This is a genomic window from Hydrogenophaga sp. (assembly GCF_036675665.1).
In the GTDB taxonomy this organism is placed as follows: Bacteria; Pseudomonadota; Gammaproteobacteria; order Burkholderiales; family Burkholderiaceae_C; genus Hydrogenophaga.
In genome coordinates this window covers 124,478-146,227 of sequence record NZ_JAKFEO010000051.1, presented here as the reverse complement: position 1 = coordinate 146,227, position 21,750 = coordinate 124,478, and the positions used below count along the sequence as shown (strand labels likewise).

Genomic DNA, 21,750 nt, shown 5'->3' with positions numbered 1-21,750 from the left:
GCACCACATGTTCACCACCGGCATGCCGGTGACGGGCCAGCTGTTCTTCATGTACTCGACCATGCTGATCGCCGTGCCCACGGGCGTGAAGATCTTCAACTGGATCGCGACCATGTGGAAGGGCTCGATGACCTTCGAGACCCCGATGATGTGGGCTGTCGGCTTCATCTTCGTGTTCACCATCGGTGGCTTCACTGGTCTGATCCTGTCGGTCGCACCGATCGACATCCAGATGCAGGACACCTACTACGTGGTGGCGCACTTCCACTACGTGCTGGTGGCCGGTTCGCTGTTCGCCATGTTCTCGGGCATCTACTACTGGTTGCCCAAGTGGACCGGCGTGATGTACAAGGAATCGCGCGGCAAGATCCACTTCTGGTGGTCGATGATCTCGTTCAACGTGACCTTCTTCCCGATGCACTTCCTGGGCCTGGCCGGCATGCCGCGCCGTTATGCGGACTACCCGATGCAGTTCGCCGACTTCAACGCCGTTGCCTCGGTGGGCGCGTTCGGCTTCGGCATCGCGCAGGTGTATTTCTTCTTGTTCGTGGCGCTGCCCGCGATGCGCGGCCAGGGCGAAAAAGCCCCGCAGAAGCCCTGGGAAGGTGCCGAAGGCCTGGAGTGGGAAGTGCCGTCGCCCGCCCCGTTCCACACCTTCGAAAACCCGCCCAAGCTCGACGCCACCGCCACCAAGGTGATCGGCTGAAACAGCCATGGCTCGCAACATGACACCTGAACAAAAGAAACACAACCAGCGCCTGGGTTTGATCCTGGCGTCGGTGGCGCTGGTGTTCTTCATCGGGTTCGTCGGCAAGATGGTGTTGCTGGGCGGCTGACGCCCCGGCACCACCGAACACAGGAACCAGACCGTGGGACTGCGCAGCGAGAACTTCAAGATGGTGGGCAAGCTCGGCGTGATCACGCTGGGCATGTTCGCCTTCGGCTATGCGCTGGTGCCGATCTACAACGCCATCTGTGAAGCAACCGGGATCAACGTCCTGTCGCTGTCCGACCGCCAGATTCCGGGAGCCACGTCCAAGGCTGCTGCCAACACGCAGGTGGACACCAGCCGCACCATCACGGTGGAGTTCGATGTGAACAGCCGCGGACCGTGGCATTTCAAGCCAGCCGTGCGTTCGCTGCAGGTGCACCCGGGCGAGTTGACCACGGTGATGTACGAGTTCCAGAACATCCAGAACCGCACCATGGCGGCCCAGGCCATTCCTAGCTACGCGCCCAAGCAGGCCATGGCCCATTTCAACAAGCTTGAGTGCTTCTGCTTCACGCAGTACACCTTGCAGGCGGGTGAGAAGAAGGCATGGCCCGTGGCCTTCGTGATCGACCCGCGCCTGCCCAAGGACGTGACCACGATCACGTTGTCCTACACCTTCTTTGAAGTCGGCGGCAAGGTGCCGGCGGCTCCAGATGACGTGGCGGTTCGGGTGGAGACCCCGGCCGTCTTGAAGCCGGCGGGTGCCGTATGAACGAGCCGTTGCACAAACGCAAGGGTTCCTTTGTCGGAACGGTGAAGGCCGTGCTGTGGGGCTTCCTGGGTGTGCGCCGCAACGCCGACTACCAGAACGACATTGCCAAGCTCAATCCCTTGCACCTGATCGCAGTGGGTGTGGGCATGGCGTTTCTGTTCGTTCTGGCCCTGATTCTGTTGGTGAACTGGGTCGTGGGCTGAAAGCCTCCCCCTGATCCGAACGATTTTTCATATTCAAACAAGCGAAAACTGGAGTGAGCATGTCAGCAGCATCCCACGGCACAACGCCCTACTACTACGTTCCGGGCCCTTCGCGGCACCCGGTGATGGCGGCGATCGGCCTGTTCTTCGTCATTCTTGGCGCGGGGCAATGGATCAACGGCCACGGCTGGGGTGCATATTCGCTCGCCTTCGGTCTGGCCTTCTGGCTGATCGTGCTGTTCCAGTGGTTCCGTGAAGCGGTCGGCGAGAGCGAAAGCGGCATGTACGGCCGCAAGATCGACCTGTCCTTCCGCTGGAGCATGAGCTGGTTCATCTTCTCCGAGGTGATGTTCTTCGGTGCATTCTTCACCGCGCTCTGGTGGGCCCGTGTCCATTCGGTGCCGGCGCTGGGCAACATCGAGAACTCGCTGATCTGGCCCGACTTCTCGGCGGTGTGGCCCAGCATGCAGGCCGGAGCCACCGCATCGCCCGGCGGCATCGTCGAGCCCTTCCAGACCATGGGACCATTCTGGCTGCCCACGATCAACACCGCGCTGCTGCTGACCTCGGGCGTCACGCTGACCATCGCCCACCACGCGCTGCAAGCGGGCAACCGCGGCAAGACCATCGCATTCATGTGGATGACCGTGGTGCTGGGCATGGTGTTCCTGTTCGTGCAGGGTTACGAGTACGCACACGCCTACGCAGACCTCAACCTCAAGCTGTCCTCGGGCATCTTCGGCTCGACGTTTTTTCTGCTCACCGGCTTCCACGGTTTCCACGTGTTTGTGGGCATGCTGATGCTCCTGTTCATCACCCTGCGCCTGCAAAAGGGCCACTTCACCGCCGAGCGCCATTTCGGCTTCGAGGGCGCTGCCTGGTACTGGCACTTCGTGGACGTGGTGTGGCTGGGCCTCTACATCCTGGTCTATTGGTTGTGAGCGCTTCCCGGGGTGCTCGGCAACCCCTGGTGGCTCAACAAAAAAGCGCCATCAGGCGCTTTTTTGTTGTTGCAACAGAAGACAGGGAGCGTTTGATCAGCGTTGCAATGGGAGACCGGTGGGCTGGATCCAGCCCATCAGATAGCTGATGAGCACCACCACGAACAACAGGATGGAGAACCCGACACGGAACGCAAGCGCTCTGGCCATGTGGTTCTTGCGGGGCGGGCTGTCGGGCGCATCGGCTGCGTCGGACAGGCCGCCGCGCATCATGAACACCAGGGCCGCGGCCAGACTTCCAATGATGGCAATGAATGCCACGATGACCAGATATTTCATGCATCGGATTATCGGCGCGGCAGAGCCCCGTGTCGCGCCAGGCATCGGTCCGGAGCCGGGAGCCGGGTCATGATGTCTGCGCGTGCGCGGTTCGTCGTTGTCACCGTGGCCACCGTTTTCACCATGGCGGTCACCGCATCGCTGGGTTTCTGGCAGTTGGACCGGGCGCGACAGAAAATCGCGTTGCAGGAGCAGATCAACCAGCGCGCTGACCTTCCCGCCTGGCAGACGGACGATCTGCTGCTGGCGACCGATCCGCTGGCGGGTCTGCACCGCCCGGTGCAGCTCCGAGGGCAGTGGGTGAAAGACGCGTCAGTGTTCTTGGACAACCGGCAGATGGCCGCCCGAAACGGCTTCTTTCTAGTCACACCGCTGCGGCTGGCGGGCAGCCAGCGCGCCGTGCTGGTGCAGCGGGGCTGGGTGCCGCGCGATTTCACCGACCGAAGCCGCGTGCCCACGATCGACACGCCCGCGGGTGAGGTGCACGTCGAGGGTCGCTTGGCCCCGCCGCCGGGCAAGCTATACCAGCTGGGCGAGGCGGGCAAGGGTGCGATCCGGCAAAATATCGACCTCGGCGGCTTTGCCGAGGAAACCGGACTCAAGCTCCTGGCCGTGTCCGTGCAGCAAACCGGTGCATCCCCCGAAGGCCTGTTGCGCGAATGGCCTCGTGCAGCGGTGGGTGTCGACACGCACCACGGCTACGCGTTCCAGTGGTTTGGCTTGTGTGCCCTCGCGGGCCTGCTCTACATCTGGTTCCAATTCATTTCCCCCCGCCGAAAGCGCATGTCCCATGGCACAGATGTCCGATGAACCCCTGACCCTCACCGTGCACAACCTGCCCCAGCTCGACCAGGGTGGCGCCGGGGCTGTGGTGAATGCGCGCGCGGGGCGTTGGAAGCTGCTGGGCCTGGCGCTGGTGTGTGTGGCGCCGGTGGTGGCTTCCTACCTCACCTACTACGTCATCCGACCCGAAGGTCGGCGCAACTATGGCGAGTTGATCGACCCCCAGCGCCCGTTGCCCGCCATCACGGTGGTCAATGCCCGGGGCCAGACCGTGCCCTTGCAAGCGCTCAAGGACCAGTGGCTTTTGATCAGCGTGGCCGACAGCGCCTGCGACGAGGCTTGTCAGGAACACCTGCTGCTGCAGCGCCAACTGCGTGAAACGCTGGGCCGCGAAAAGGAGCGCCTGGACTGGGTCTGGCTGCGCACGGGGGACGCACTCCTGTCCGAACCCCTGAAACAGGCCACCGCTGCCGCGCAGGTGTTGCAGATCGACGCCCAGGCCCTGTCGGCCTGGCTGCAGCCGGCGGCTGGCCAGAAGATCGAGGACCACCTCTACGTGGTCGATCCGCTGGGCAACTGGATGATGCGGTTCCCGGCCAACATCGACCCCAAACAAGCCAAACGTGATCTGGATCGCCTGCTGCGTGCATCGGCGTTCTGGGACAAGGCCGACCGGCAGCCATGATGAACCCCCACGCTCCGCACTTCGTGCCGTCGCTGCCCCGCGAGGGGGCGCAGGCCCGCCTTGAGGCGGCTCGGCGGAGGGCCTGACATGGACGCCCAACCGCTCTACGACCTGGCCCCCATCGCCCGCCTCATGCTGCTGGGCGTGGTGATCGCGCTCGGGCCCTTGGCCTGGGTGTGGGTGCGCAACCGCCAGGCATTGCCGGCCCAGCGCCTGCGCGTGCTCACCCTGGTCACGCTCTTTCTCACCTTCGACCTTGTGCTTTTCGGCGCCTTCACGCGCCTGACCGACTCGGGCCTCGGTTGCCCCGACTGGCCCGGCTGCTACGGCAGTGTGAGTCCGGTGGGTGCGAGCACGGCGATCGCCGCCGCGCAGGACGCCATGCCCACCGGCCCGGTGACGTTCTCCAAGGCCTGGATCGAGATGATCCACCGCTACCTCGCGACCGCCGTGGGCGTTCTGATTCTGGTGTTGGCGCTGGTGAGCTGGATGGAGCGGCGCCGCCTCTCGGTGTCGTTCATGTGGCCGCTGGTGACGCTGGTGTGGGTCTGCCTGCAAGGCGCCTTCGGTGCGCTCACGGTCACCATGAAGCTGTTCCCCGCCATCGTCACGCTGCATCTGCTCGGTGGCCTGGGCTTGCTGGCCTTGTTGCGTGCGCAGGCGGTGGGCTACCGGCTGGCCGAGCCGGGCTCCCGTGGCCGGGTGGAACTGCCAGGGCGGTTGCGCCATGCGCTGGTGGTGGTGTTCGGCCTGTTGTGGCTGCAGATCGCGCTGGGTGGCTGGGTCAGCACCAACTACGCCGTGCTGGCCTGCAGCGACTTCCCCACCTGCCAGGGGAGCTGGTGGCCAGGCATGGATTTCCGCGAAGGCTTCACGCTGTGGCGCCACCTGGGCATGAACAGCGCCGGTGAGGCGATCGCCTTCCCGGCGCTCACCGCCATCCACGTGGTGCACCGCCTCATGGCCTTTGTGGTGCTTGGCGCAATGGTCTGGCTCGGCTGGCGGCTGTGGCGTGTGCCGGCCATGGGGCAAACGGCTCGTGCGCTGTTGTTGCTCGCGCTCTGGCAGTTCGCCAGTGGGTTGACCAATGTCGTTCTCGACTGGCCGCTGCTCGCCGCGGTGGGCCACACGGCCGGTGCCGCGGCACTGGTGATCGTCTTCACCGGCGCCCTGAGCGGCACGCGCAGTGCCGCACCCCGCCGCGCTGAAACAACCGGCGCTCCCGCCCTGAACATGTTCCGATCAACCCCATGAGCGCCGCTTCCTCTCCCTCCGTGGCTGTTGCCTTGCCCTCGGTCTGGCGCCAGTACCACGCGCTGACCAAACCACGCGTGATCCAGCTCATCGTGTTCTGCGCGCTGATCGGCATGGTGCTGGCCGTGCCCGGCGTGCCCACCTGGGCGCAGGTGCAGCTTGCGGCCACCGCCTGCTTCGGCATCTGGCTCGTGGCCGGTGCGGCCGCGGCCTTCAATTGTGTTGTCGAGCAGCACATCGACGCCAAGATGAAGCGCACCGCCTGGCGGCCCACCGCCAAAGGTCAGCTCACCAACGGCAAGACGCTCTCGTTCTCGGCCGCCCTCTGCGTCGCTGGTTCTGCGGTGCTGTACTTCGCCGTCAATCCCCTGACCATGTGGCTGACCTTCGCCACCTTCGTGGGCTATGCGGTGGTCTATACCGTGATCCTCAAGCCGCTGACGCCACAGAACATCGTGATCGGCGGTGCCTCCGGCGCCATGCCGCCGGTGCTGGGCTGGGCCGCCATGACCGGCGTGGTCTCGCCCGAGGCGCTGATCCTGTTCCTGATCATCTTCCTCTGGACGCCACCGCACTTCTGGGCGCTCGCGCTCTACCGCGTGGAGGACTATCGCAAGTCCGGCCTGCCGATGCTGCCGGTCACGCACGGCTCGGAGTTCACGCGGCTGCAGATACTGCTCTACACCTTCGTGCTGTTTGCCGCCTGCCTCATGCCCTTCATCATGCGCATGAGCGGCTGGTTCTACCTGGCCAGTGCCATCGCGCTGAGCATCGGCTTCTGCGGCTATGCCTGGGCACTGTGGCGCAACTACTCCGACGCGCTCGCGCGCAAGACCTTCCGCTTCTCGTTGATCCATCTGTCGCTGCTGTTCGCCGCGCTGTTGATCGATCATTACCTGTGACTCCCACTCTGGAATGCCCGCCATGAATCGCCGACACCTTCTTGCCATGGGTTTGGGCACCTTGTGGCTCTCCGCATGTACCGACGCGCCGGCCAGCTTCTCCGGCATCGACATCACCGGCGCCGACTACGCCACCGGGTTCTCGCTGACCGACCACAACGGTCAGCCACGCACTCTCGCCGATTTCAAGGGCAAGCTGGTGGTGCTGTTCTTCGGCTTCACCCAGTGCCCCGACGTGTGTCCCACCACGATGAGCGAGCTGGCCGAAGCCAAACGCCTGCTGGGTGTCGATGGTGATCGCCTGCAGGGCTTGTTCGTCAGCATCGACCCCGAGCGCGACACGCCCGAGATCATGAAGCAGTACATGGCCAGTTTCGACCCCAGCTTTCTCGCGCTGTACGCCGCCCCCGACCAGTTGCCCGCGCTGGCCAAGAGCTACAAGATCTACTACAAGAAGGTGGATGGACCCACGCCCACCAGCTACACCATGGACCACTCGGCCGGGAGCTACGTGTACGACACGCAGGGGCGCATTCGCCTGTACCACCGCTACGGCAGTGGCGCGCCCGCGCTGGCGAGCGACCTGAAGAAGCTGCTGGCGTCCTGAGCGCGCCCTAAGCCCCACCTAAGCGGGCCCGCGCACGATGGCGGGAGAACACCGTGTCTGGAGAATGCGCACATGAGGCTGTTGCTGGTCGAAGACGACACCATGATCGGCGAGGCCGTGCTGGACCTCCTGCGCGCAGAGCACTACGCGGTGGACTGGGTGCGCGACGGTGACATGGCAGCCACGGCCGCGCAATCCGAAACCTACGACCTCATCCTGCTCGACCTTGGCCTGCCGCGACGCGACGGCCTGGACGTGCTGCGCGAACTGCGCGCGAGCAAGAACCGCGTGCCGGTGCTGATTGCCACCGCACGCGACTCGGTACAGCAGCGTGTGCAGGGGCTGGACGCTGGCGCCGACGACTACATCCTCAAGCCTTACGACCTGGATGAATTGCTCGCGCGCATCCGCGCGCTGTTGCGCCGCGCATCGGGGCGTGCCGAGCCGGTGTACGAACACCTGGGCGTGAGCATCAACACCACCACGCGTGAAGTGATGGCCCGGGGCGAACCGGTGGTGCTGTCGGCGCGCGAGTGGGCCGTGCTCGAGCCCCTGATCGCGCGCCCGGGCCTGGTGCTCTCGCGCGCGCAACTCGAGGAAAAACTTTTTGGCTGGAAGGACGACGTCAGCAGCAACGCGGTCGAGGTCTACATCCACGGTGTGCGCAAGAAGCTCGGCGCCGGCCTGATCCAGAACGTGCGGGGGGTCGGCTACATGGTGCCCAAGGCATGAACGGGCTGGCGCGCCTCTTTTCACCGCGCTCGCTGCGCACGCGGCTGATCGGCCTGCTGCTGCTGGCCATCGTGTTCGCGGCGGGGGTGCAGGTGGCGGTGGTCTACCGGCAGGCGCGCGCCGAGGCCGACAGCATCTTCGATTACCACATGGAGCAGATGGCCCAGGCGCTGCGCGCGGGCGTGGCCATGCCCGGTCTGCCACCACCGATGCCACCGCCGCTGGTGCCGCGCGATGACCGACCGACGCCCGAGGCCTTCGATTTCTTCGTGCAGGCCTGGACGCACGAAGGCCTGCGCGTGTTCCAGTCCGGCACCTCGGCCGATCTGCCGCAGCGCGCGACGCTGGGCTTCTCCAACCTCGAGATCGACGGCAGGCCGTACCGGGTGTATTCGATGCAAACGCGCGCGCAGGTCATCCAGGTCGCGCAGGACATGCGGCCGCGCCAGGCGATGGCGCGTGCGCTGGCCTGGCGCACGGTGTGGCCGATTGTCGGCATCGCGCCGCTGCTGATGCTGGTGGCCTGGGCGGTGGTGAGTGCCTCGCTCGCGCCGGTGGCGCGTGTGCGGCGGCAGGTGGCCGCGCGCGAGGCCGATGAACTGGCGGAGGTGAGCGAAGCCGGCCTGCCCGACGAGATCCGTCCGCTGGTGCACGAACTCAACCTGCTCTTTGGCCGCGTGCGCCAGGCCTTCGATGCGCAAAAGAATTTTGTGGCCGAGGCCGCGCACGAACTGCGCTCACCACTGGCCGCGCTGCGGCTGCAGGTGCAGGGTCTGCAGCGTGCGCGCGACGACGCAACGCGCGAGGTCGCGGTGGAGCGTCTGCTTACCGGCATCGACCGTGCCACACGCCTGGTCGAGCAACTGCTGGTGCTCGCGCGCCAGCAGGCCCGTCCCGCAGGCGGTGAGCCACCGCAGCCAGTGGTCTTGGCCACGCTCGCGGCGCAGGTGGTGGCCGATCTGGTCCCGCTGGCAGTATCCAAGCACATCGATCTGGGCCTGGTTGAGGCCGATGCGGGACGGGTCCATGGCCATGCCGAGCCGTTGCGCATCCTGCTCACCAACCTGGTGGACAACGCGCTGAAGTACACGCCCGAGGGTGGCACGGTGGACGTGTCGGTGCGGCGCGAGGCCGGGCAACAGGTGCTGGCGGTGGAAGACAACGGCCCGGGCATCTCCGAGGCGGACCGCGCGCGCGTGCTCGACCGCTTCTACCGCGTGCCCGGTTCGACCACCACCGGCAGCGGGCTGGGACTGGCAATCGCGAGTGCCATTGCGCAGCTGCACGGCGCCACGCTGGAACTGGACCGCTCGCCGCGTCTCGGCGGCCTGCGCATCGGGTTGCGGTTGCCTTTAAGAACCGGCTAACTCTGCGAGCCCATATTCAAGGACATGTTCAACCTGTCCTTGCTGAAGGAGCTCACATGAAAACCCTCTCTCTCACCGCGACGCGTCTGGTGTTGTCGCTGGCCGCCGCGGGCATCGTTGGCGGCGCCAGCGTGGGCCTGGTTTCCGGCACCCATGCCCGCGCCGCCGCCCCCGTGGCCACGTTGCAGGCCGCGCCCATCGTGGCAGCCGGCACGGCTTTGCCCGACTTCTCGCAGATCGCGCAACGCCATGGCGCCGCGGTGGTCAACATCAGCGTGGTCGGCAAAGCCGGCGTGGAAGATGAGCAACAGGCGCAGAACCGCCTGCCACCCGGCATCGACCCCGACGACCCGTTCTTCGAATTCTTCAAGCGCTTCCAGGGCCCGGGCGGACAGGGCGGCGGGCGCGAATTGCCGGCGCGTGGCCAGGGCTCGGGCTTCATCATCAGCGCCGATGGTCTGGTGTTGACCAATGCCCATGTGGTGCGCAACGCTCAACGCGTGACCGTGAAGCTCACTGACCGCCGCGAGTTCGTGGCCAAGGTGCTCGGCACGGATCCGAAAACCGATGTGGCGGTGCTGCGGATTGACGCGAAAGACCTGCCCGTGGTGCCGCTGGGCAGCGCGAAAGACCTGAAGGTCGGTGAATGGGTGCTGGCCATCGGCTCGCCGTTCGGCTTCGAGAACAGCGTGACCGCGGGTGTGGTCAGCGCCAAGGGGCGCTCGTTGCCGGATGACAGCTTTGTGCCCTTCATCCAGACCGACGTGGCGGTGAATCCCGGCAACTCGGGTGGGCCGCTGTTCAACGCGCGTGGCGAGGTGGTGGGCATCAACTCGCAGATCTACAGCCGCACCGGTGGCTACCAGGGCCTGTCGTTTGCGATCCCGATGGAGACGGTGCTGCATGTCAAGGACCAGATCGTGGCGCACGGCAAGGCCCGCCATGCGCGCCTGGGTGTGACAGTGCAGGAGATCAACCAGACCCTGGCCGAATCGTTCCAGCTCGACAAGCCTGAGGGCGCTCTTGTGTCCAGCGTGGAGCCGGGCAGCCCGGCCGCCAAAGCCGGCCTGCAGGTGGGCGATGTGATCCGCCAGGTGGGCGGTCAGACCATCGTGGCGTCGGGCGATCTGCCGGCCTTGATCGGTCAGACCCTGCCCGGGTCGACCGTGCAGTTGAACGTCTGGCGCCAGGGGCAGCCGGTGGTGCTCAGCGCCAAGCTGGGCGATGCGTCCGACAAGGCCGCGAAAGTGGCCCGCGCCGACAGCGCGACCGATCAAGGCCGGCTGGGCCTGGCGCTGCGACCCCTGGCGCCACAGGAGCGTCGAGCGGCCGGTCTGGAAGGCCCGGATGGCGGCCTGCTGGTCGAAGACGCACAAGGCCCGGCGGCCCTGGCCGGGGTGGAGGCGGGAGACGTGCTGCTCGCGGTGAATGGTGCGAAGGTGCAGAGTGTCGAGCAGGTGCGCGCCATGCTGGGCGGCTCCACCAAGTCACTCGCGCTGCTGATTCAGAGAGACGGCAACCAGATCTTCGTGCCGATCCGTCTGGGCTGAGCGCGGCGGACTCAGTCCACCTTGGCGCCGCTGAGCTTGACCATGCGCTCGTACTTCGCACGCTCGCGGTTCATGAAGTCGCCGAACTGCTCTGGCGTGTTGGGCGCGGGCTCGGCCAGCAGCAGGGCGAAGCGGCTCTTCACCTCGGGCGACTTCAGCGCATCGCCGAACGCCGTGTTGAGCTTGCGCACGGTATCGGCGGGTGTGCCGGCCGGCGCGATCAGGCCCCACCAGGTGTCGATCTCGAAGCCGGGCAGGGTGGCCGCCACCGTGGGCACATCCGGCACCACGCCGCTGCGCTGCGCGGTGGTCACGGCCAGGGCCTTGAGCTTGCCCGAGCGGATGTTGGCCGCGGCGGTGGCGAGGTTGTCGAAGTTGAAATCGACCTGGCCCGAGAGCAGGCCGAGCTGCGCCGGGTTGCCACCGTTGTAGGGGATGTGCACCGCAAAAATGCCGGCCTGGTTTTTGAAGAGTTCGCCCGCCAGGTGGCCGGCGCTGCCGTTGCCACCCGAGCCGTAGTTGAGCTTGCCCGGGTTCGCCTTGCCGTAGGCGATCAGGTCGCCCAGGGAGTTGATGTTCAGGCGCGCGGCGGCGTCCGCGTTCATCACCAGCACGTTGGGCACGCGCAGCATCTGCGTGATGGGTGCGAAGTCCTTGGCCGGGTCGTAGGGCAGCTTGCTGAACAGCCAGGGGTTGATGCCGTGCGACGCCGTGGTGGCGATGCCCAGCGTGAGGCCGTCGGGCGCGGCCTTGGCCACCGCGCTCACGCCGATGTTGCCACCCGCGCCGGGCCGGTTCTCCACGATCACCGTGCCCAGTGCCCCCTTGACCGCCTCGGCCAGGATGCGCGCGGTCACGTCGATCGGACCGCCCGCGGCGAAGGGCACGATGATGCGCGTGGTGCTGGCTTGGGCCATCACAAAGCCGGGCAGGGCAAGGCTGGCCGAAACCAGGGCAGAGCGGGTGATCAGTTGGCGGCGGTGCAGCATGGGTTGTCTCCGGTTCTTTTGTATGAAAGCTCAGGCCACTTTGTCGGCGGCGCTGGTGAAGGAGTCGGCGAAGAAGGCTTCCTCAGGGAGACCGGCTTTCGCCACGTAGTCTCGTCTGGCCGAATCGACCACGATCGGTGCGCCGCAAGCGTACACCTCGTGGCCCGAGAGGTCGGGCAGGTCCTGCAGCACCGCCTCGTGCACGAAGCCGGTGCGACCGGTCCACGCATCGTCGGGCAGGGCGTTGGACACCACCGGCACGTAGCGCAGGTTCGGCATTTCCGCCAGCTTCGCGTCGATCCAGGCACTCTGGTACAGGTCGGCCGGGCGGCGGCCGCCCCAGTACAAAACGGCATCGCGCGTGATGCCCTTGAACTGCATGTGCTCGATGACGGCCTTGATGGGCGCGAACCCGGTGCCCGAGGCAAGCAAGACCATGGGCTTGGTGCTGTCCTCGCGCAGGAAGAAACTGCCGTAGGGGCCTTCGATGCGCAGGATGTCCTTCTCCTTCATCGCGCTGAACACGTGGTCGGTGAACTTGCCGCCGGGCATGTGGCGCACGTGCAGCTCCAGCGACGGCGCGGCGGATTGTGTGTGCGGCGCGTTGGCCATGGAGTAGCTGCGGCGGTCGCCGTCGCGCAGGAGGAACTCGACGTACTGCCCAGCGTGGTACTGAAAGGTGTCGCTGGCGGGCAGCTGCAGGCGAAGCACCATCACGTCGTGCGAGGCGCGCTCCAGCGCGCTCACACGGACCGGCATTTTCTTGATGGGAAAGGCTCCTGCTTCCGTGACCTGGCGCGACTCGATCACCACGTCGCTGTGCGCCACGCCGCAGCAGGTCAGCACGTAACCCGCCGCCTCTTCGTCGGCGCTCAGTGCCTTGGGTTGGTGAGGCCCATGCACCACGCTGCCCGAGACCAGCTTGCACTTGCACGAGCCGCAGGCACCGTCCTTGCAACCGTAGGGCAAACCAATGCCCTGACGAATCCCGGCGGCCAGCATGGCCTCGTCGGGTTGGGCGGAGAAGGTGCGCCCACTGGGCTCGACGGTGATGGTGAATGTCATACTGGCACTTGATGAATGGAGAGGCCCGACAGCCCGATGGCGCCTGTCCGGCAACCGGTCATTGTCTCAAATTCGGAAACTGCATGAGCCTCCTTGGCGCTTTGCCCGCACGCTTCCGGCGTGAACGGGTCTTGATCATTGGTTGTGGCGACGTGGGCCTGCGCGCAGCGCGTGTGCTGGGCAGTTCGCCTCGCGTGCGCGTGCTGGCACTCACCTCCAGTCCATCCCGTGCGCCGGCCATGCGGGCGCAAGGCATCACGCCACTGCAGGGCAACCTGGACGACCCCATCAGCCTGCGTCGGCTGGCTGGCCTGGCCACTCGCGTGCTGCATCTGGCGCCGCCGCCTTCGGGTGAGTTGGCCGACTGGCGCCTGGACCCACGCACCCGCGCACTCACCCGCGCGCTGGTGCAGCGCTCATTGCCTTCGGTGCTGGTGTATGGCTCCACGTCGGGCGTGTACGGCGACTGCCAGGGCCGTTGGGTGGACGAGACCACGCCTGCCCGGCCGCTCACGCCCCGCGCCTGGCGCCGGGTGGACGCGGAAGCGGCGGTGCACTGGCTGGGCCGGGCCACCGGCGTGCGCACCACGGTGCTGCGCATTCCCGGCATTTACGCGCCCGATCGTGAAGGCGGCACGCCGCGCGAACGCCTGCTGCGCGGCACACCGGTGCTTCGGCCCGAGGACGACGTCTACACCAACCACATCCACGCGGACGATCTCGCTCGCGCCTGCGTGCTGGCCTTGTGGCGCGGCCGGCCGCAGCGCAACGTGAACGTGGTGGACGACACCGAACTCCGGATGGGTGATTACTTTGATCTGGCGGCCGACCTGTACGGCCTGACGCGCCCGCCCCGCGTGGCGCGAGACGCAGCGAGTGACCAATTGCCGCTGATGCTGCTGAGTTTCATGAGCGAGTCGCGCCGGCTGCACAACCAGCGCATGAAGCAGGAACTGGGCTTGCGCCTGCGCTACCCCACCGTGGCCCAGGGCCTGCGGGCATCCGAACGCTGAGCAGACAACAAAAAAGGCCGGGCAAGAAACTTGCGCGGCCTGATCTGTGGTGCCCGGGGCCGGAATCGAACCGGCACGCCTTGCGGCGGGGGATTTTGAGATTGAGTCCCGAGACTAGCATGAGACCACGCTGGAACCCGCAGAGCCTTGCTGCGCTTGGTTTTCCAAGAGGCTAGTCCCGTTTAGCCTTACGCCTAGACCAGACCGATTGCGGCAGACATTCTGATGCCGTGGCTCCTGGCTGGTTCCTGCGTTCGATCTCGAACTAGGAGGCGTCATGGCTAAGATCAAACTCACCAAATCCGCTGTCGATACGGCAGAAGTCACCGGCAAGGATTACGAACTGCGGGATACCATTGTCCCCGGCTTTCTCTGCAAAGTCACCGCCCACGGCCGCAAGGTCTTCATGCTCCAGTACCGCACGAACTGGGGCGAGCGCCGCAAGCCGAAGATCGGCCAGTTCGGCGAGCTGACCGTCGAGCAAGCGCGGTCGATCGCACAGGACTGGCTGGCCGACGTGCGCAAGGGCGACGACCCCAGCGCCGCCAAGCTGGCTGCCCGCATGGCCCCGACGGTCAAGGAACTGTGCGGGCAGTTCATCGAGGAATACTCCAAGCCGCGCAACAAGCCCCGGACGGTCGATTCCTACCAGGGCTACATCGACCGCCACATCCTGCCTACCCTGGGCAAGCTCAAGGTGCCGGACGTAACGCGGGCGCACATCACCACGCTGATGAAGGACAAGGCAAAGATCGGCGTTACGGCCAATCGGGTTCTGGCCTGTTTGCGCAAGATGTTCAACATGGCCGAGGTGTGGGGCTACCGGCCTGACGGCTCCAATCCATGCCGACACGTCCCCAAGTACCGCGAGGACGGCGAGACGCGGTATATCAACAACGAGGAACTGGGGCGGCTCTATGCTTACCTCGACCGTGCGGATGCCCTGGGGTTGGAGCATCCGACCGTGACGCTGGCGGTTCGCCTGCAATTCGAGTTTTCCGCGCGGATGACCGAAATCCGCACGCTCGAATGGGCTTGGGTGGATTTCGAGAATCGCCGGGTCGTCTGGTCTGACAGCAAGACGGGCGATATGTCCAAGCCGATGAGCGAGGCGGCGTACCAGTTGCTGCGCAATGCGCCCCGCATCGACAACTCGCCTTACGTGTGTCCAGCCATCTTTGATGCCAAGAAGCCATTGCCCGAGAGCACGTACTACAACGGCTGGAAGCGCATCTTAGGCCGCGCAGAGGTAGCGCATGTCGGAACACACGGCATCCGTCATCGTGCGGCGACCGACATTGCCAACTCCGGTATCCCCATCAAGGTCGGCATGGCGCTGACTGCGCACAAGACCGTCACGCAGTTCATGGCGTATGTCCATGCAGAGGATGACCCGGTGCGTGCCGCTGCCGAGAAAGTGGCCACCCTACGCCGGGGCGCCATCGACGGCCATGCGCCGGCTGCGCTGCCGAAGCCGTCTCCTGTGGTCACGGACGACGACAAGACCCGCACCAGCCTGGGTAACTACCGTCCATTCCGGCATCGCAAAGCCGCCACGCGCGCCGTGCCGCCTGATTCCAAGCGGGCTGCGCCGAATCTGATGCAGGACCAGAAGGAGGTCACGGCATGAACAGGCGCAAAGCAGCCGTGGCGTCATCTGTGGCACCAGCCACGCTGCTGGGCGACATTCGAGTACTGATCGACGCGGCGCGGCAGCGCGCCGCGTCAGCGGTCAACGCCGAGCTGACCTTGCTGTTTTGGCGCATCGGCCAGCGCATCCACACGGAAGTGCTGGCTGGTCAGCGGGCCGGATACGGTGATGAGATCCTGCCGACCTTGGCTGCGCAGCTTGTGCAGGACTACGGCCGCAGCTTCGCGGACAAGAACCTGCGCCGGATGGTGCAGTTCGCGGCTACCTACACGGACGAGCCAATTGTCGTGACGCTGTCACGACAATTGAGCTGGTCGCATTTCGTGGCCTTGCTGCCGCTGAAAGACCCGCTCCAGCGAGACTACTACGCACAGATGGCCAACATCGAGCGCTGGAGCGTGCGGACGCTGCGCGAGCGCATCGACTCGATGCTGTACGAGCGCACGGCGCTATCTCAAAAGCCGGACGAGACGATTGCGCAAGAGCTGGCGAGGATGCGCGATGCGCAGCGCATGTCGCCCGCTCTGGTCATGCGAGACCCGTACATCCTCGATTTCCTGGGCCTGCGAGACACCTGGCAGGAAGGCGACTTGGAGGCCGCGATCATCCGCGAAATGGAATCCTTCCTGCTGGAGCTGGGCGTGGGCTTCACGTTCGTTGCCCGTCAGAAGCGCATCCAGATCGACGGCGACGACTTTCACCTCGACCTGCTGTTCTACAACCGCAAGCTGCGGCGGCTGGTGGCAGTGGAGTTGAAAGTCGGCGAGTTCAAGGCCGCTTACAAGGGGCAGATGGAGCTGTACCTGCGCTGGCTCGACCTGCACGAGCGGGAGTCCGAAGAAGCCTCACCGCTGGGGATCATCCTCTGCACCGGCAAGAAGTCCGAGCAGATCGAGCTGCTGGAACTGGACAAGTCGGGCATCCACGTGGCCGAGTACCTGACCAGCTTGCCACCGCGCGCCGTGCTGGGCGAGCGGTTGCAGCAGGCGACCGAGCGGGCGCGGTTGCAAATCGAGCAGCGCAAGACGGACAGCGAGTAGTTCTGTTCCTCGCATTCGGGCGTCCCGGCGTGCCGTCGTCGCGCTGTCGTGCTGCGCATCGAATCCCCTGCGGGGTTTCGCCCCATTCGGGCTTTCATCGTTCCCTCGCTTCACTCGGCTGACGCCTCCGGCCCGGCTCGCTGATCCGGGCCTGCGCGCTGCGCTTGCCTAAAGGTGGGTGTTTGCAGTGGGCGGGTGTGAGCGGTCTTGCTGTTCCCTTCACCGTATCACGGCGTTCTCGCCGTCAAGGGCGGCGCGCGCTTGTGCGCGCTTGCGTCCTGGCGGCCGTCTGCGACCCCTGACTGCTGCGCTACGCCGTGGGGGCGACGGTTCCGGGCAATTCCGCCCGTGCAACCGGAGATCGTCATGAACGATAAATCACACGTTTCCCTCGAACAGCACGTTTGCCTCGTTTGCGGCACGGCGTTCGATACCGGCACCATCCTGCTGGACAAGCGCCTGCGCGCCAGCATGGAGCGCCATACGAAGACGGGCTGGGGTCTGTGCCCCGAGCATCAGAAGCTGTCCGACGATGGCTTTGTCGCGCTGGTCGAATGCGATCCGCAGCGCAGCGGCTCGCAGGCCGGCGGGCGCATGAAGCCCGAACAGGTATACCGGACGGGCCGGCTGGCCCATCTGCGACGCACGGTGTTCGCGCAGTTGTTCAACGTGCCGATCGCGGACGAGCAGGCTTGCGTGTTCGTTGAGCCTGGCGTGATCGAGCAGTTGCAGTCGATGACGGTGCCGGCGGCGAACTGATCGCGCTGCGCAGCCTTCGGTGCGTCGTCCTTGCGGGGGCGGCGCATTTTTTCTGCTGCGCCCGGTGCGGGTTTCTCCGCGCCTGTGGCGCTGCGCGCTTCGCTTGCCAGTCCGTGCCTTCGTTGGAGGGGCGGCTTGCTGTTTCCTTCATCGTGCCACGGCGTGCTCGCCGTCAAGGGCTGCGCGCCGATGGCGCTTGCGGCCTGCGGCCGTCGATGACCCTTGACTGCTTGCGCTGCGCCGTGCCCCGGAAGGGCTGGGCAATTCCGCCCGGCATCCTTCAGGAGTTCACCATGAACTGCGCATTCATCACCGACGAGCAGCGTGCGCTGCTGCTGGCCAACGGCCGGCAATCCACCGAAACGTCGGACTTTGATCCGGCCCCTGTGCTCAAGCTGTTCACACCGGATGCCGGCGCGACCTGGCTGCTGACCGAGATCGACCCGGACGATCACGACCATGCTTTCGGTCTGTGCGATCTGGGCCTGGGGATGCCCGAGCTGGGCTGGGTCAGCCTGCAGGAACTGGCGACCGTGCGCGGGCGGCTGGGGTTGCCGATCGAGCGCGATCTGCACTTTCGTGCCGAGAAGCGGCTGAGTGCCTATGCGCGGGATGCGCGGCTGGCGGGGCGGATCGTCTTCTGATTCTGTCAAGGGGCGCCACGCCCCTTTTCTCTACTCCCCCTGGGCGTTCACCAGGGCTTCCATCGACGCTGGATAGGCTGCGACACCGTGCCCAGCAGGCGCACGGGCGGCAGCGTCAAGGGCCTGTCGTTCTTGGGGAAGCGCCGACGCACTTCGCATTCCAGTTCGTGCGCAAAGCCGCGTGCGTTTTTTTCTCCGCGCAGTGCCCGTTGCCGCCAGTCTCGGGCCTGGGCCATCAGTTCATCGTCTTGTAGGGCTCGTATGTCCATGTCATTGCCATTGTGCCGATGGCTGGGCGAGTAGCAGTCCAAGGGGATTTCGTTGAAGTCATGTGGACGTCCCCGGCCACCTGGGAGATGGCCGGTCGCGCTGTCGTGCTGCGCATCGAACCCCCTGCGGGGTTTCGCCCCTGACGGGCTTCCATCGTCCCCTCCCTCCGGTCGGCTGACGCCTCCGGCCCGGCTTCCAGCTTCGGGCCTGCGCGCTTCGCTTGCCGTGCGGTCGGCGTGTTGAGGGGCCGTTGCCTTGTCCAGCCGTCTTCCCTGACTCATCACCTTGTCCGCGACTGTAGCCCGCGGCCGTGTGCCGTCAAGGCGCGCAGGGCCGTGTCCTCGGCTGCGCCTGCGGGCCGCACCAACCCTGCGCTTGTCTCCTTGACGGCCCCCGTCCGCGCGCTCCTGACCGTCGCGGGCGATGAACTCAGGAAAGACGGTGGCAACAGGGCCAACCGGGTTCCTCGTGCCGACTGCACCGAACAGCCGAAAGGCTGGGCTCCGAATCTAGGAATCCGGTGTTTCTTCAACAGCCAAGTCAGGAGAAAGACATGCTCGCATCCCGTTTCGCAAACCATTCCCCCGCACTGCGTTCCGACTATCCCCTGTCGGATGACCAAATCCGGCGCGTGGCCCCGTCCATCTTCGCGGACTCCCCGCATGAGAGCCGTTCGGAGCGATACAGCTACATCCCCACGGCTACGGTTTTGACTGAGCTTCGCAAAGAAGGCTTCCAGCCCTTCATGGTGTGCCAGACCCGTGTACGCAACGAGAGGCGGCGCGAACACACGAAACACCTGCTGCGCCTACGCCACGCCAGCCAGATCAACGGCGCGGAAGCTAACGAAATCGTGCTGCTGAACTCGCACGATGGCACCAGCAGCTATCAGATGCTGGCCGGGCAATTCAGATTTATCTGCGCCAATGGGCTGGTGTGCGGCGACACCTTTGCCGATGTGCGCGTGCCTCACAAAGGCGACGTGGCGGGCCAAGTCATCGAAGGCGCCTTCGAGGTTCTGCGCGGCTTTGACCGGGTGCAGGAGTCCCGCGACCTGATGCGCGGCATCACCTTGGACGATGGCGAATCCGAAGTGTTCGCCCGTGCCGCGCTGGCTTTGAAGTACGACGACCCGAACAAGCCCGCGCCCGTCACGGAATCGCAAATCCTGATGCCGCGCCGCTTCGAGGATCGCCGCCCCGACTTGTGGAGCGTGTTTAACCGCACGCAGGAGAACCTGACCAAGGGCGGATTGCATGGCCGCGCCGCCAATGGCCGCAGGCAGCAAACCCGCCCCGTGCAGGGCATTGATTCCGACATTCGCCTGAATCGCGCCCTGTGGCTGCTGGCCGATGGCATGCGCGCCCTCAAGGCCTGAACCGTTCCCCCGCCGGAGGGGCGGTTCCCCTCCATTCCCTTGTTTCACTTGATTGGAGATTCGCCATGAACGCCGTTACCACCACCGAAGCCCGCGCCGTCAACACCGCAGCCAGCAGCGCCGCGAACGTGCTGCAAGCCGCCGACCCGAGCAAGTACATGATCCTGGTGCCGCTGTCGCGTCTGGTGCTGCGCCGCACGGGCCGCAACGTGCGCAAGACCCCGCGCATGTCCATCCCTGAACTGGCCGCATCCATCCAGCGCGTGGGCCTGCTGCAAAACCTGATCGTGATTCCCGCCGCCGATGGCCTGCATTACGAGGTGGTGGCCGGTGGGCGCAGGCTGGCCGCGTTGAAGCTGCTGGCGAAGAAGCACCGCATCGCCAAGGATTGGGACGTGCCTTGCCTGCAGGTGGCCGATGGCACTGCGCGCACGGCCAGCCTCACCGAGAACGTGCAGCGTGAAGCCATGCACCCGGCAGACCAATTTGAAGCCTTCGCGACACTGGTGGCCGAAGGCCGGCCCATCGAGGACATTGCGGCGGATTTCAGTGTCACGCCGCTGGTCGTGCAGCGCCGCTTGAAGCTGGCGAATGTCTCCCCGCGCCTGATGGCCGACTATCGGGCCGACGCCGTGAGCCTGGACCAGCTGATGGCCCTGGCCGGAACGGATGACCACGCGGCGCAGGAAGCCGCTTTCTACGACGCCCCGCAGTGGCAACGCCACCCTTCGCATTTGCGCGAACGCCTCACCGAACGGGAAATCGACGCTTACCGGCATCCGTTGGTGCGCTTCGTCGGGCTGGACGCCTACGAGCAGGAGGGCGGCGGTATCCGCCGCGACCTGTTCGCGGAGGATGACGCGGGCGTGTACCTGACTGATGCTGCATTGCTGGAACGGCTGGCACAGGACAAGCTGGCGGGCATCGCCGCCGAGGTGAAGGCCGAGGGCTGGGCTTGGGCCGATGCCACGCCGGGCATGACCCATGCCGACCTGCACGCCTTCCAGCGCGCCCCGAGGGAGCGGCGCGAACCCAACAAGCGCGAAGCGCAGCGCATCGAGAAGCTGCAAGCCAAGATGCAGGAGGTGGCCGAAGCGGTGGATGCCGCGATGGACGCCGACGACGAGGACAAGGCCGATGCCTTGCAGGAGGAAGGCGAAGCCCTGGGCGAGCAGTTGCAGGCACTGGAAGAAGGCTTGCAGGGATACGGCGCGAATGTGAAGGCCGCAGCCGGTGCCATCGTCACCATCGACCGCAACGGCGAGGCCGTGATTCATCGAGGGCTGCTGCGCGAGGCCGAGGCGAAAGCCCTTCGCACGCTGGAGAAGTTGCGCCAAGGCTTTAGCGACCCGGACGCCGCGAACGATGACGAAGGCGAGGAAGACGAGCAGCCCAAGGCCGCAGCGATTTCCGACCGGCTGGCCCAACGCCTGAGCGCGCACCGCACGGCGGCGCTGCAAATCGAGGTGGCCCAGCATCCACATGTGGCGCTGGCCGTGCTGGTGCATGGCATGGTGCAGACCGTCTTGCAGGGCCGCTACTACGGCCACGATATTCCGCTGGGCGTGAGCCTGAAAATTCAAGACCGGCTGGAAGGCATGGCACCGGACTGGCCCGAGTCACCCGCCGCCGTAGCGCTCCGCGAATTGCAGCAGGCGTGGGGCGGCAAGTTGCCCGAGGACAGCGCCGCACTGTTCGTCGCGCTGCTGGCGATGGAGCAAGGCGAGTTGGTCAAGCTGCTGGCCGTGTGCGTGGCTTCGACGGTGGACGTGGTGACGCCGCGCGGCACGGCGCAGCAGCCCGGCGCGGAACTGGCGCAGGCCGTGGGCCTCGACATGGCCGTATGGTGGCAACCCACGGCGGAAGGCTATTTCAAGCACGTTGCGAAGGCGGCGGTTTTGCAAGCCGTGGGCGAGTTCGCGCCCGAGAGCGTCCACCGGCTGGCAAAGCTCAAGAAGGCCGACATTGCCAGCGAGGCCGAGCGGCTGGCGAAGGGCACCGGCTGGATGCCTACCATCTTCACGAAGGCAGACGTACCCGAGGAAAGCCCGCAGGTTGCGCAGCAGAACGGCGCGGAAGAAGCCGCCACTATTC

At 65.8% G+C, this 21,750-nt stretch carries 23 protein-coding genes and 1 pseudogene; 20 read left to right on the top strand and 4 right to left on the bottom strand.

Features of this window, described 5'->3' with window-relative positions:
• The 5 genes from V6M63_RS18050 to V6M63_RS18030 form a co-directional block, all read left to right on the top strand.
• On the top strand, positions 1 to 706 hold a 706-nt coding region (locus V6M63_RS18050; protein ID WP_332744058.1), incomplete at its 5' end, for a cbb3-type cytochrome c oxidase subunit I.
• A gap of 19 nt (positions 707 to 725) precedes the next feature.
• Positions 726 to 836 (top strand): cytochrome oxidase small assembly protein, encoded by a 111-nt coding sequence (locus tag V6M63_RS18045; RefSeq protein WP_332744056.1) that lies wholly within the window; start codon positions 726 to 728, stop codon positions 834 to 836.
• Positions 837 to 869: 33 nt separating this feature from the next.
• A complete protein-coding gene (locus V6M63_RS18040; RefSeq protein ID WP_332744054.1) occupies positions 870 to 1,484 on the top strand; it encodes a cytochrome c oxidase assembly protein in 615 nt (204 codons plus the stop codon).
• Complete coding sequence (locus V6M63_RS18035) at positions 1,481 to 1,687, top strand: DUF2970 domain-containing protein (protein ID WP_332744052.1); 207 nt, start codon at positions 1,481 to 1,483, stop codon at positions 1,685 to 1,687. The genes V6M63_RS18040 and V6M63_RS18035 overlap by 4 nt, the downstream gene beginning before the upstream one ends.
• Positions 1,688 to 1,746: 59 nt before the next feature.
• Entirely contained in the window at positions 1,747 to 2,628 is an 882-nt protein-coding gene (locus V6M63_RS18030) for a cytochrome c oxidase subunit 3 (protein ID WP_332744050.1), read from the top strand.
• A 96-nt stretch (positions 2,629 to 2,724) separates the two neighbouring features.
• Here V6M63_RS18030 and V6M63_RS18025 read toward each other — a convergent pair whose 3' ends face one another.
• Positions 2,725 to 2,967 carry a twin transmembrane helix small protein gene (locus V6M63_RS18025; protein WP_332744048.1) on the bottom strand — a complete coding sequence of 81 codons (243 nt, stop codon included), beginning with the start codon at positions 2,965 to 2,967 and terminating at the stop codon, positions 2,725 to 2,727.
• Positions 2,968 to 3,090: 123 nt separating this feature from the next.
• Here V6M63_RS18025 and V6M63_RS18020 point away from each other — a divergent pair, with 123 nt between their 5' ends.
• From V6M63_RS18020 to V6M63_RS17985, 8 genes are all read left to right on the top strand, one after another.
• The gene (locus tag V6M63_RS18020) at positions 3,091 to 3,777 is read left to right on the top strand and encodes an SURF1 family protein (protein ID WP_332744046.1); all 687 of its coding nucleotides are present in this window, start codon (positions 3,091 to 3,093) and stop codon (positions 3,775 to 3,777) included.
• Entirely contained in the window at positions 3,758 to 4,435 is a 678-nt protein-coding gene (locus V6M63_RS18015) for an SCO family protein (RefSeq protein ID WP_332744044.1), read from the top strand. The genes V6M63_RS18020 and V6M63_RS18015 overlap by 20 nt, the downstream gene beginning before the upstream one ends.
• Before the next feature lie 87 nt (positions 4,436 to 4,522).
• Positions 4,523 to 5,689, top strand: coding sequence for a COX15/CtaA family protein (locus tag V6M63_RS18010; RefSeq protein WP_332744042.1), 1,167 nt, complete (start codon positions 4,523 to 4,525; stop codon positions 5,687 to 5,689).
• Entirely contained in the window at positions 5,686 to 6,591 is a 906-nt protein-coding gene (gene cyoE / locus V6M63_RS18005; RefSeq protein WP_332744040.1) for a heme o synthase, read from the top strand. Before V6M63_RS18010 ends, cyoE begins: the two co-directional genes overlap by 4 nt.
• A gap of 22 nt (positions 6,592 to 6,613) precedes the next feature.
• Positions 6,614 to 7,198, top strand: a complete 585-nt coding sequence (locus V6M63_RS18000; RefSeq protein ID WP_442909609.1) for an SCO family protein — start codon at positions 6,614 to 6,616, stop codon at positions 7,196 to 7,198.
• Between the two features lie 72 nt (positions 7,199 to 7,270).
• The gene (locus tag V6M63_RS17995; RefSeq protein ID WP_332744039.1) at positions 7,271 to 7,930 is read left to right on the top strand and encodes a response regulator transcription factor; all 660 of its coding nucleotides are present in this window, start codon (positions 7,271 to 7,273) and stop codon (positions 7,928 to 7,930) included.
• Positions 7,927 to 9,297 carry an ATP-binding protein gene (locus tag V6M63_RS17990; RefSeq protein ID WP_332744038.1) on the top strand — a complete coding sequence of 457 codons (1,371 nt, stop codon included), beginning with the start codon at positions 7,927 to 7,929 and terminating at the stop codon, positions 9,295 to 9,297. Before V6M63_RS17995 ends, V6M63_RS17990 begins: the two co-directional genes overlap by 4 nt.
• A 56-nt stretch (positions 9,298 to 9,353) precedes the next feature.
• A complete protein-coding gene (locus tag V6M63_RS17985) occupies positions 9,354 to 10,847 on the top strand; it encodes a Do family serine endopeptidase (protein WP_332744036.1) in 1,494 nt (497 codons plus the stop codon).
• Between the two features lie 11 nt (positions 10,848 to 10,858).
• Here the strand turns inward: V6M63_RS17985 and V6M63_RS17980 are convergent, their stop codons facing one another.
• Together V6M63_RS17980 and V6M63_RS17975 are read right to left on the bottom strand one after the other, a co-directional pair.
• Positions 10,859 to 11,836: a Bug family tripartite tricarboxylate transporter substrate binding protein gene (locus V6M63_RS17980; protein WP_332744034.1), complete on the bottom strand. Its 978-nt coding sequence runs from the start codon at positions 11,834 to 11,836 to the stop codon at positions 10,859 to 10,861.
• Between the two features lie 30 nt (positions 11,837 to 11,866).
• Complete coding sequence (locus V6M63_RS17975; RefSeq protein WP_332744032.1) at positions 11,867 to 12,901, bottom strand: CDP-6-deoxy-delta-3,4-glucoseen reductase; 1,035 nt, start codon at positions 12,899 to 12,901, stop codon at positions 11,867 to 11,869.
• 83 nt (positions 12,902 to 12,984) lie between these two features.
• Between V6M63_RS17975 and V6M63_RS17970 the strand changes: the two genes are divergently transcribed.
• The 5 genes from V6M63_RS17970 to V6M63_RS17950 all read left to right on the top strand — a co-directional run bounded on the left by V6M63_RS17970 (position 12,985) and on the right by V6M63_RS17950 (position 18,008).
• Positions 12,985 to 13,914: an SDR family oxidoreductase gene (locus tag V6M63_RS17970; protein WP_332744030.1), complete on the top strand. Its 930-nt coding sequence runs from the start codon at positions 12,985 to 12,987 to the stop codon at positions 13,912 to 13,914.
• Between the two features lie 277 nt (positions 13,915 to 14,191).
• Positions 14,192 to 15,544, top strand: coding sequence for a tyrosine-type recombinase/integrase (locus tag V6M63_RS17965; RefSeq protein ID WP_016452573.1), 1,353 nt, complete (start codon positions 14,192 to 14,194; stop codon positions 15,542 to 15,544).
• Positions 15,541 to 16,605 carry a PDDEXK nuclease domain-containing protein gene (locus V6M63_RS17960; RefSeq protein WP_016452572.1) on the top strand — a complete coding sequence of 355 codons (1,065 nt, stop codon included), beginning with the start codon at positions 15,541 to 15,543 and terminating at the stop codon, positions 16,603 to 16,605. The genes V6M63_RS17965 and V6M63_RS17960 overlap by 4 nt, the downstream gene beginning before the upstream one ends.
• A 366-nt stretch (positions 16,606 to 16,971) precedes the next feature.
• Positions 16,972 to 17,364 carry a hypothetical protein gene (locus tag V6M63_RS17955; RefSeq protein WP_016452571.1) on the top strand — a complete coding sequence of 131 codons (393 nt, stop codon included), beginning with the start codon at positions 16,972 to 16,974 and terminating at the stop codon, positions 17,362 to 17,364.
• A gap of 293 nt (positions 17,365 to 17,657) precedes the next feature.
• Entirely contained in the window at positions 17,658 to 18,008 is a 351-nt protein-coding gene (locus V6M63_RS17950; RefSeq protein WP_016452570.1) for a DUF2958 domain-containing protein, read from the top strand.
• 47 nt (positions 18,009 to 18,055) lie between these two features.
• Here V6M63_RS17950 and V6M63_RS17945 read toward each other — a convergent pair whose 3' ends face one another.
• Complete coding sequence (locus tag V6M63_RS17945; protein WP_051139142.1) at positions 18,056 to 18,277, bottom strand: hypothetical protein; 222 nt, start codon at positions 18,275 to 18,277, stop codon at positions 18,056 to 18,058.
• 554 nt (positions 18,278 to 18,831) lie between these two features.
• Between V6M63_RS17945 and V6M63_RS17940 the strand changes: the two genes are divergently transcribed.
• Positions 18,832 to 19,656: a DUF932 domain-containing protein gene (locus tag V6M63_RS17940; RefSeq protein WP_016452569.1), complete on the top strand. Its 825-nt coding sequence runs from the start codon at positions 18,832 to 18,834 to the stop codon at positions 19,654 to 19,656.
• Positions 19,657 to 19,721: 65 nt separating this feature from the next.
• Positions 19,722 to 21,746 (top strand): annotated as a pseudogene (locus tag V6M63_RS17935) (ParB/RepB/Spo0J family partition protein); the annotation flags it as partial.
• Between the last annotated feature and the right edge of the window lie 4 nt (positions 21,747 to 21,750).